8 protein-coding genes are annotated in these 9,189 nt (G+C 68.8%); 3 read left to right on the top strand and 5 right to left on the bottom strand.

Annotation, left to right across the window (positions count from 1 at the left end; genetic code table 11):
- Nucleotides 1-91: 91 nt before the first annotated feature.
- Entirely contained in the window at nucleotides 92-1,303 is a 1,212-nt protein-coding gene (alr, locus tag D7V97_RS34885) for an alanine racemase (protein ID WP_120614948.1), read from the top strand.
- A gap of 33 nt (nucleotides 1,304-1,336) precedes the next feature.
- Here alr and D7V97_RS44365 read toward each other — a convergent pair whose 3' ends face one another.
- Genes D7V97_RS44365 through D7V97_RS34875 form a run of 3 tightly spaced genes read right to left on the bottom strand, consistent with a single transcriptional unit; the run spans nucleotide 1,337 to nucleotide 3,744 of the window.
- On the bottom strand, nucleotides 1,337-1,780 hold the full coding sequence (locus tag D7V97_RS44365) for a hypothetical protein (protein WP_147445101.1): 444 nt from the start codon (nucleotides 1,778-1,780) through the stop codon (nucleotides 1,337-1,339).
- Nucleotides 1,777-2,709, bottom strand: coding sequence for a ParA family protein (locus D7V97_RS34880; protein WP_120614947.1), 933 nt, complete (start codon nucleotides 2,707-2,709; stop codon nucleotides 1,777-1,779). The genes D7V97_RS44365 and D7V97_RS34880 overlap by 4 nt, the downstream gene beginning before the upstream one ends.
- A 6-nt stretch (nucleotides 2,710-2,715) precedes the next feature.
- Nucleotides 2,716-3,744: a lysophospholipid acyltransferase family protein gene (locus tag D7V97_RS34875; protein WP_120614946.1), complete on the bottom strand. Its 1,029-nt coding sequence runs from the start codon at nucleotides 3,742-3,744 to the stop codon at nucleotides 2,716-2,718.
- A 138-nt stretch (nucleotides 3,745-3,882) separates the two neighbouring features.
- On the opposite strand from D7V97_RS34875, the gene D7V97_RS34870 reads away from it, so the two are divergent.
- Nucleotides 3,883-6,651, top strand: a complete 2,769-nt coding sequence (locus tag D7V97_RS34870) for a M1 family metallopeptidase (protein ID WP_120614945.1) — start codon at nucleotides 3,883-3,885, stop codon at nucleotides 6,649-6,651.
- 85 nt (nucleotides 6,652-6,736) lie between these two features.
- Here D7V97_RS34870 and D7V97_RS34865 read toward each other — a convergent pair whose 3' ends face one another.
- On the bottom strand, nucleotides 6,737-7,489 hold the full coding sequence (locus tag D7V97_RS34865) for an enoyl-CoA hydratase (RefSeq protein WP_120614944.1): 753 nt from the start codon (nucleotides 7,487-7,489) through the stop codon (nucleotides 6,737-6,739).
- 11 nt (nucleotides 7,490-7,500) lie between these two features.
- Complete coding sequence (locus D7V97_RS34860; protein WP_120614943.1) at nucleotides 7,501-8,412, bottom strand: ribose-phosphate pyrophosphokinase; 912 nt, start codon at nucleotides 8,410-8,412, stop codon at nucleotides 7,501-7,503.
- A gap of 175 nt (nucleotides 8,413-8,587) precedes the next feature.
- On the opposite strand from D7V97_RS34860, the gene D7V97_RS34855 reads away from it, so the two are divergent.
- On the top strand, nucleotides 8,588-9,189 hold a 602-nt coding region (locus D7V97_RS34855; RefSeq protein WP_233583415.1), incomplete at its 3' end, for a phosphoribosyltransferase.

Here is a 9,189-nt window from a genome sequence, read left to right as displayed (position 1 = left end):
CCGCCCCCCCGTGGCCCGCAGGCCACGGTCCCCCATGGCCCACGCTTTGCTGGTAGACGACAGCGACGCAGGACGGTGTGGAGGTGTGTACGTGGAGCAAGTGCAGCTCGGTGATGGGCCCGGTGACGCGGTGCACTCCTCGTGGTTGGAGTTGAGCGCATCCCACCTCCAGCACAACGTGGCGGCCTTCCGCGCGCTGGAGTCCTCGGGCCCCACGCCCCGGGCGCTGGGCGTGGTGCTCAAGGGCAACGCCTACGGTCACGGGCTCGCGCAGGTGCTGCCCCTGGTGCACGCGGGCGTGGACGTCCTCTACTTCATCGCGCCCCAGGACGCGCTCACGGTGCGCGCGTACGAGGCCGCGCACGGCCTGCCTCCCCGGCAGGTCCTGGTGCTGGGCGCGGTGGCCCCCGAGGAGGCCATCGTCCTCGCGCGCCTGGGCATCGACGTGGTGGTGGCCGACAGCTCCTGGGCGGACGCGGTGCCGGGCTTGCGCGCGGCGAAGTTGCCGCACCCCCTGCGCGTGCACGTCCACGTGGACACGGGCCTGGGCCGCGAGGGCTTCACGTTGGATCAGCTCCCGAAGCAGACGCGCTTCCTCGCGGACGCGCCGGACGTGTTCGACACCGTGGGCGTGCTCAGCCACTTCGCCAACACGGAGGACGTGACGGAGCAGGCGTACGCGCTCGCGCAGCTGGACGCGTTCGAGACCGGCATCGCGCGGCTGACCGAACAGCTGAAGCCCGGCAAGCCCTTGCAGCGCCACATCGCCGCGAGCGCCGCGGCGCTGGTGCTGCCCCGCGCGCGCTACGAGTCCTCGCGGGTGGGCATCTCCCTCTACGGCCTGTGGCCCTCGCCGGAGACGCGGCTCTCCGCACGGCTGGTGCTGGGCACGCTGCCGGTGCTCAAGCCGGTGCTGTCGTGGCGGTGCAGGAGCCAGGTGGTGAAGTGGCTGCCCGCGGGCAGCTACGTGGGCTACGGCTGCACGTACCGCTGCTCGGAGCCCACGCGGCTCGCGGTGCTGCCGGTGGGCTACTACGACGGCTATCCGCGCCTCGCGTCCGGCAAGGCGCACGTGCTGGTGAACGGGCGGCGGTGCGCGGTGCTGGGCCGCGTGATGATGAACCACCTGATGGTGGACGTGACGCACGCCACGTCGGACGAGCGCCCGGTGACGGCCACCCTCCTGGGCCGCGATGGCGAGGAGTCCGTGTCCGCCGAGTCCCTCGCCGGCTGGGCCCAGACCATCCACTACGAGCTGCTCACCCGCCTGGGCGCGCACCTGCGCCGCGTGGTGGTGGATTGAGAATTTGTCGCCAAACCAAATTAAGTAAAAGCGTCAATGGTCATCAATGGATGTGCCTCGAACTGCACTTGAGCGAAGGCGATAACCAATTGTTGTTTCTATGATCTTGTTCCGAATCATTTCGACATCATCTTCCTTGGCCACATGCACGTCGAGGTGTCGCGCCAGCCCTTGCAAAAGTGATTTGGTGGGGTAGCGATCAACTAGCAAAGCCGCCCCTTCCTCTCTGCTTTGAAAGGATCGCAGGCGACTTGTGACAGCCTTGAAGTCGAGGTCATTTTGGACCCAAGGAGTGTTGCTGCGGCCTCTGCTGTGGGTAGGCTTTTCCCTTGTTTCTGCTCTAGTAGTTTTCTCAATCCCAATAGAGAGGCGATGCGTGCCCTTTTGGAGGTGAGAAAGTTCTTCGTCAGTAATTGAGTCTAGGAAGTCCAATGCCTGCTCGATAAGCTCCAGGAGAGCGCGCTTGCGGTTCTTCATACTGTCATCCCTGGCGCCATGAGGCCAAGCTTCGTGCTGAACTCGGTAGTGAATGACTCTAGGCCGTCGATGACACTCTGCTGAGTTTTATTCGCTCGCTGACGGAGGACCACTGGAACACCGTATTGAGGGGCATCAGCAAAAAGAGTCTTGTTTTCTTTGATGTATGAGTCAAAGACAGGGACCCCAAGATTTCTTGTCTGATTGATGAATGGGCGTAGGGCAGCGATCGGCTGACCGTTGTACTCTTGGATCATCGTAAAAACGACGCCCGCGAATAGTGGGTTGATTTTGCTTACCGGCGCTCCTTCGGCCATTCCGGCAAATTCGTTAAAGTCCTTTATAAGGCCGGCCACACTGCGTCTTAAATAGTCGATGCCCAGCGTGGAGAGATAGTCTGGCTTTGCTGGGATGACAACGTACTGACTGGCGACAATGGCTGTTTTTGTGACAATATTGAAGTTTGGCGGACAGTCGATGAGAATGATATCGTAGGCGCCTTGCGGGATTTGTGCGAGCCCGTCTGCCAGCCTGCGATGGACAGAAACGTATTTTTGCTTCACCTGCGTTAATGTCGCGCCACCCATTCCTGTGGCGAGTTCTAGATCAACATTGACGAGTCCGAGGTGCGAAGCAATCAAATGTAGACAGCCGCGTCCAGCGAGAATTGAAGCGGACCTGGTTGGTTCCACGATGAGATTGCCGAGAGGAGGCGGTGACCCTGAGAACCAATCCTTAATAGTTCGGTCCTTCGCGAGATCCTTTTCCCATTCTTCAGGGCTGAAAAACGAAAAAGTGAGGCTTGTCTGAGGATCCATATCCAGCAGGAGCACTTTGAATCCGCGCCATGCCAACTCAGCCCCAAGATTGGAGGTCAGACTGGTTTTTCCAACGCCCCCCTTGTAGTTCATGACAGAGACGATGCGCATGTTGTCCTATTTCCTGTTTGGTTTGGATGCTGGATACGAGTTTGTAGTGTGCCCTGAATCGGTGATGGATTCAGCTGGTTTGCTTGAAATGTTGGGCGGCTGCACCTTCCAGCGGCGGTGCAGCCACAGCCACTGCTCCGGATGGCGGCGGATGGCGCGCTCCAGCGCCGCCGTCACGCGGGCGGTGTGCTCGGTGATGGGGTCCGCGAACTCCCCGGGCTTCGGCGCGGGGATGGGGCCCTCCACCTCCAACCGGAAGCGCGCGCCGGGACCGGGCGGACGCACGCCCATCACCACGAACACCGGCGCGCCCGTGCGCTCGGCGGCCACCGCCATCGCGGGCGTGGTGGACGCGAGACGTCCGAAGAAGGGCACGAACACCGCGGCCTTCGCGGGCAGCGCCTGGTCCAGCAGCATGAACGCGGACTCGCCCCGGTTCACCGCGTCGGTGATCTCCTGGATGGCGCCCTTCGGATAGATGAGCCCCGCGCCCGCGCCCAGCCGGTTCTCCGCGATGCGCGTGTTGAGCGCACCCTTCAGCGGACGCACCAGCGCGTTGAGCGGCACGCCGAAGCGGATGAGCATCTGCCCCACCAGCTCCCAGTTGCCGAAGTGCGCCGTCGCCAGCAGCACGCCCTTGCCCGTGGCCACGTGCGCCTTGAGCGCCGCCCACGCCTCCTCGCCCTCGATGCCCTGACGGTCCCAGTCCGGCGTCATCCGGTCGCCCGCCGGCAGCGACTCCACCACCACGCGCGCCATGGTGATGTACGCGCCGCGCGCGATGGCGCGACGCTCCGCCTCGCTCTTCTCCGGCATCGCCTGCGCCAGGTTGTCCAACGCCACCTTGCGGCGGATGCCCAGCGTGTAGGCCAGGTTCCCCACGAAGCGCGCCAACGCATCGCGCGCGGCGGGGGACAGCGCCGTGAGCAGGGCCCAGACGCCGCGCGTCAGCAGCGCCACGATGGGGCCGGGCGGCTCGCCGATGATGCGGCGCAGGTGCTCGGGAGGCTTCTTCCCCTCGGGCGAGGTGTTCATTTGCGATGGGGGCGGATGCGCGGAGACAGGGACGGACACGGCGGCGCACTCCACCCCGAACACGACCTGACAGCAAGGCCACGCACCGCTTGTACGCCGCTACCTTGCCTGGCCGCTCTTACGACACACTGCGCGGCCATGCCCAACCTGCTCCGTCCGGTGGCCCTGGCCGCCGTCACCTTCCTCGCGGCGTGCGGTGCCCGACAGGGTGCCGCACCCGCTCCCGGTGCTGTCGAAACCCCGCCCATCTCCGAGCTTGGCGGGCCCACCGCGCAGGCCGCGCCCACGCCGCCCACACTGCGGCTGCCGGACGACGTGCGTCCCACCAACTACGCCATCGTGTTGAAGGTGGATCCGAAGGTCGCGACCTTCGAAGGCACCACCGACATCGCGCTGGACGTGAAGAAGCCCACGCAGGTGGTGTGGCTGCACGGCAAGGGCCTCATCGTGAAGGAGGCCACCGTCGAACAGGGCGGCATCACGCAGCCGGTGAAGCCGTCCTCCGCGGGCGAGGACTTCCTCGGCCTGTCGCTGCAGAAGCCCCTGGCCGTGGGCGGCGCGAAGCTGCACATCGTCTACACGGGCACCGCGTCCGAGCGGGAGACCTCCGGCGCCTTCCGCGTCAACGAGGGCGGGGACTGGTACGTCTACACGCAGTTCGAGCCCCTGGGCGCCCGCCGCGCGTTCCCGTCCTTCGACGAGCCCGGCTTCAAGGTGCCCTGGCAGCTCACCTTCCACGTGCCCGAGGGCAACGTGGCCGTCACCAACACGCCGCAGCTCGCGGAGGAGGCCGGCGCGCAGGGCTGGCGCATCTTCCGCTTCGCGCCCACGCAGCCCCTGCCCAGCTACCTCATCGCCTTCGGCGTGGGGCCGTTCGACTTCCTGCCCGCGCGCGACGCGGGGCAGAAGCACGTGAAGACGCGCATCATCACCCCGCGCGGCCGGGCCAGCGAGGGCGCGTGGGCCGCGAAGGTGACGCCGGACATCCTGGAGCGCCTGGAGGCGTACTTCGGCATCCCGTACGCGTTCGAGAAGCTGGACGTGCTCGCGGTGCCGCTCATGGGCGGCGCGATGGAGAACCCGGGCCTCGTCACCTTCAACTCGCGCCTCATCCTGGCGAAGCCGGAGGAGGACTCGGTGCGCCGCCAGCGCGCGTTCGCGAGCGTGCAGGTGCACGAGCTGGCGCACCAGTGGTTCGGCGACCTCGTGACGATGGCGTGGTGGGACGACCTGTGGCTCAACGAGTCGTTCGCCTCGTGGATGGAGCCGCGCATCGTGGAGACGTGGCAGCCTGGCTGGGACGCGGCGGTGGAGCGCGTGCAGGATCGCAACGGGGCGCTGGACTCCGACAGCGCCGTGTCCGCGCGCTTCATCCGTCAGCCCATCCGGGACTCGGGCGACATCCAGAACGCCTTCGACGGCATCACCTACGGCAAGGGCAGCGCGGTGCTGTCGATGACGGAGGCGTGGCTGGGCCGGGACGTCTTCCAGAAGGGCATCCAGCGCTACCTGAAGGCGAACGCGGGCCGCAACGCCACCGCGAAGGACTTCCTGACGGCGCTCACCGAGGAGTCCGGCAAGGACGTGGCCGCGGTGATGAACAGCTTCCTGGACCAGACGGGCGCGCCCTTCATCACCGCGACGCTCCTGTGTGATGGCGGCAAGCCGCGCGTGGCCCTGGCGCAGCAGCGCTACATGCGCCTGGGCTCGAAGCCGCCCGCGCCGCAGCTGTGGAAGGTGCCGGTGTGCGTGAAGTACCCGGGCGCGGGTGGCAAGGACGTCACCGCGTGCACGCTGATGACGGAGGAGAAGGCGGAGCTGGCGCTGACGGACGCGAAGGCGTGCCCCGCGTGGGTGTTCCCCAACGCGGACGCCGCGGGCTACTACCGCGTGCGGCTCTCCGAGGACACGCGCGCGAAGCTGATGAAGGCGGGCCTGACCAAGCTGTCGCGCGCCGAGCGCGTGGTGCTGCTGGGCGACGCGCTGGCGCTGGCCCAGGCGGGGGCGCTGCCCGCGGCGGACGCGCTGTCGCTGCTGACGCGCGTGGCGGAGGATCCGGACCGACAGGTGCTGGAGGCCGGGTTGGACATGCTGACGCTGCTGTCGCCGAAGCTGCTGACCGAGGCCCAGCTGCCGGAGCGCACCCGCTTCATCCGCGACACCTTCGGCGCGCGCGCGCGCAAGCTGGGCTTCAAGCCGCGCCCGGGGGAGAGCGAGGACACGCGCCTGATGCGTCCGCGGCTGCTGGAGCTCGCCGGCAACGAAGGCGAGGACCCCAAGCTCATCGCCGAGGCCCGCGCGCTGGCGGAGCAGTGGTTGAAGGACCGGCGCGCGGTGAGCGTGGAGGTGGTGGATCCGGTGCTCGCCATCGCCGCGAAGCACGACCCCGCGCTCGGGACGAAGCTGCGCGAGGCGCTGCGCACGGAGAAGGACCGCTTCCAGCGGCAGCAGCTGCTGGGGGGCCTGGGCAACCTCCGGGACGCGCAGCAGGTGGAGGAGAACCTGAAGCTGCTGCTCGACCCCCAGCAGGACATCCGGGAGAACCTGTGGCTGCTCTTCGGCGCCTCGCGGCACGCGGCCAGCCGGGGCGTGGTCTACGGCTTCGTGAAGGCCCACTACGACGCCCTGGTGGGTACGGACGGCAAGCCCGGCCTGCTGCCGGAGGGCATGGACAGCCGGCTGTCCATGGTTGCCATGGGGGAGTGCGACGCGGGGCTGCGCCAGGACCTGGAGGCCTTCTTCGGTCCTCGCAGCAAGAAGGCGCTCGGCGGTGAGCGCCACTTCCAGCAGGTGCTGGAGAACGTGGACCAGTGCATCGCGCTGAAGGAGGCCCAGGGCCCAAGCCTCCAGTCCTTCCTCTCCGGCACCCCCGCGAAGCCGCTCACGGCGCCCCCCGCGCCCCGGTAGGCAACGTCTGTCATTGAAACGAAGCCGGGCCCGCGGACGCTGACGTCCCGCGGGCCCGGTTGGAAGACAGTGCAGCGGCTTGTGATTACTTCCGGCCGCGCGTCATGAAGGACATGAGGGCCTCGCGGGCCTCGTCGGAGTGGAGGCGCTGGATGAACTCCACGCCTTCGCGCTTGAGGGTCTCCTGCACCTGCTCACGCAACGGGCCCCGGATGAGGCGCTTGGTCACCTTCAGCGCCTCCATGGGGCGCGCGGCGAGCGAACGGGCGCGCTCGGTGGCGACCTCCTTGAGCTGCGCCTCCGGGACGGCCTTGTTGATGATGCCGGCGCGCAGCGCGGTCTCCGTGCTGAACGGGTCGCCGAACATCAAGAGCTCCGACGCGAGCGCGAAGCCCGCCATGCGCGGCAGGAGCAGGCTGCTGGCGCCTTCGGCGCACAGGCCCAGGTTGACGAAGGGCATGCTGAAGCGCGCCTTCTCCCCGGCCACCACGTAGTCACAGTGCAGGAGCATGGTGGTGCCGATGCCCACCGCCGCTCCCTCCACCGCGGCCAGCACCGGCTTCTCCATGCTGGAGAGGGCGCGCAGGTAGCGGAACACCGCGCTGTCCTCGCCCGCGGGCGGGTGCTCCACGAAGTCGCCAATGTCGTTGCCCGCGGTGAACGCGCCGCCCGCGCCGGACAGGAGCACCACGCGGATGTCGTCCCGGCGGTCCGCCTCCTGGAGGGCGGCGGTGGCCGCCTCGTACATGGCGTGGGTGAAGGCGTTCTTCTTCTCCGGCCGGTTGAAGGTGACGGAGAAGACCCCGGCGTCGAGCTGCGTCAGAAGCGTGTCGGACATGGCCGGGCAGACTAACGCGCGTCGGGCCGCAGTGCGCGCAAGAGCAGCGGGGCCAGCGTCACGACCTGGTGGGGAAAGGGCAGGCCCTGTCGGGGCTCCACGCTGTCCGTGCTCACCAGCCGCTTGACGGGCACGCCGTGCAGGCGCTCCAGCGCGGGGCCCACCAGCAGCGCGTGCGTGGTGGCGAGGATGAAGTCGTCCATGCACCCCTCGCCCCGCAGCTCCTTGGCCGCCGCCGCCAGCGTGCCGCCGGTTGAGATCATGTCGTCCACCAGGATGGGCCGCATGCCGCGCACCTGGCCCAGCAAGCCCAGCGTCTCCACGTCGTTGCCGCTCAGCCGCGCCTTGTGCACCACCGCCCACGGGCGGCCGAGCAGCTTCGCCAGCGCCTCCGCGCGCTTCACCGCGCCCAGGTCCGGCGCCACCACCACGGACGTGTCGGACACATAGGGACGCAGCGCTTCGGCGAGCAGCGGCAGCGCGGACAGGTGCTCCAGCGGCGCGCCGAAGCAGCCCTCCAGCGCCGGGTTGTGGAGGTCCACCGTGAAGACGCGCTCGAAGCGGCCGTGCGAGAGCAGGTCCGCCACCAGCCGTCCGCCCAGGGGCTCGCCGGCCCGGGCGCGCCGGTCCTGGCGCGCGTAGCCCACGTAGGGAATCACCGCCTCCAGCGACGCCGCGCCCGCGCGCCAGCACGCGTCCGCGAGCAGGAGCAACTCCAGCAGGTGCTCCCCCACGGGCGGGGTGGATGTTTGAAGGACGACGACGCGGCGACCCCGGATGGCTTCCGGGGGCACTTCGATGTGCAGCTCCCCGTCCGGGAAGCGCTCCATCTTGGTGGCCACCGGGTCGACGCCGAACGCCTGGGCGAGCGCACGGCCGAGGTGGGGACTGGCACTGCCGACGACGAGGGCGGGTTCCGTCATGGGCGCCCACCCTAGCGCGGCTTCCGGTCGCGGCGCCCTGGCCTCCCGGGCATCCCGGCGGGAGAGCCACTGGCCGTGTCTTCGCCGCCACGTTTCCCGAGGACGCGCACCTTGCGTGAGAGGCCATCCAATGCGTTTCCGGGACAGGGCAGACGCGGGGCAGAAGCTCGCGGGGGTGCTGGCACCCTACCGCTCGCCGGAGGTGTGCGTGCTGGGGCTGGCGCGCGGCGGCCTGCGGGTGGCGTTCGAGGTGGCCCGCGTGCTCCAGGCCCCCCTGGACCTGTGGGTGGCACGCAAGGTGCGGGTCCCTGGCCGCCGCCAGACGCTGGGTGCGGTGACGGAAGGGGGCGGGCTGTACCTGGACGTCCAGGCGTCCGACGCGCTCCAGGCCTTCTTGCGCGAGGAACTGGAGGACGTGGAGCGACAGGCCCGGCAGCTGCGCGGTGGCCCGACTCCCACCGTGCGGGGGCGCACCGTGCTGCTGGTGGATGACGGGATGGTGACGGGCTCCACGGTGGCCGCGGCGCTCCTGGCGCTGCGGCAGTTGGGGGCGCGCCAGCGCATCGTGGCCGTGGGGGTGGCGACGCCGCGGGCGCTGGAGCTGATCCGCGGACGCGCGGACGCGGTGCACGCGCTGACGCTGGAGGCCGGGCTGCGCGAGGTGGCGGAGGCCTACGGCACCTTCCCCGCGCTGACGGAGGACGAATTGCGGCGGTGGCTCGCGCGCGCCCGGGAAGCGGCCCCGGGAAGGACGGGCGGGGGCGCGCCGGACATGGG

It is taken from the genome of Corallococcus sp. CA053C (assembly GCF_003611675.1).
Classification (GTDB): domain Bacteria; phylum Myxococcota; class Myxococcia; order Myxococcales; family Myxococcaceae; genus Corallococcus.
The sequence above is the reverse complement of the archived record's forward strand: the minus strand, read 5'-3'. Positions and strand labels throughout refer to the sequence as shown.

Excerpts from the sequence above, each read along its gene's own strand:
- D7V97_RS44365 (WP_147445101.1), bottom strand. The coding sequence starts at position 1,780 with ATGAAGAACCGCAAGCGCGCTCTCCTGGAGCTTATCGAGCAGGCATTG.
- D7V97_RS34880 (WP_120614947.1), bottom strand. The coding sequence starts at position 2,709 with ATGCGCATCGTCTCTGTCATGAACTACAAGGGGGGCGTTGGAAAAACC.
- D7V97_RS34875 (WP_120614946.1), bottom strand. The coding sequence starts at position 3,744 with ATGAACACCTCGCCCGAGGGGAAGAAGCCTCCCGAGCACCTGCGCCGC.
- D7V97_RS34870 (WP_120614945.1), top strand. The coding sequence starts at position 3,883 with ATGCCCAACCTGCTCCGTCCGGTGGCCCTGGCCGCCGTCACCTTCCTC.
- D7V97_RS34865 (WP_120614944.1), bottom strand. The coding sequence starts at position 7,489 with ATGTCCGACACGCTTCTGACGCAGCTCGACGCCGGGGTCTTCTCCGTC.
- D7V97_RS34860 (WP_120614943.1), bottom strand. The coding sequence starts at position 8,412 with ATGACGGAACCCGCCCTCGTCGTCGGCAGTGCCAGTCCCCACCTCGGC.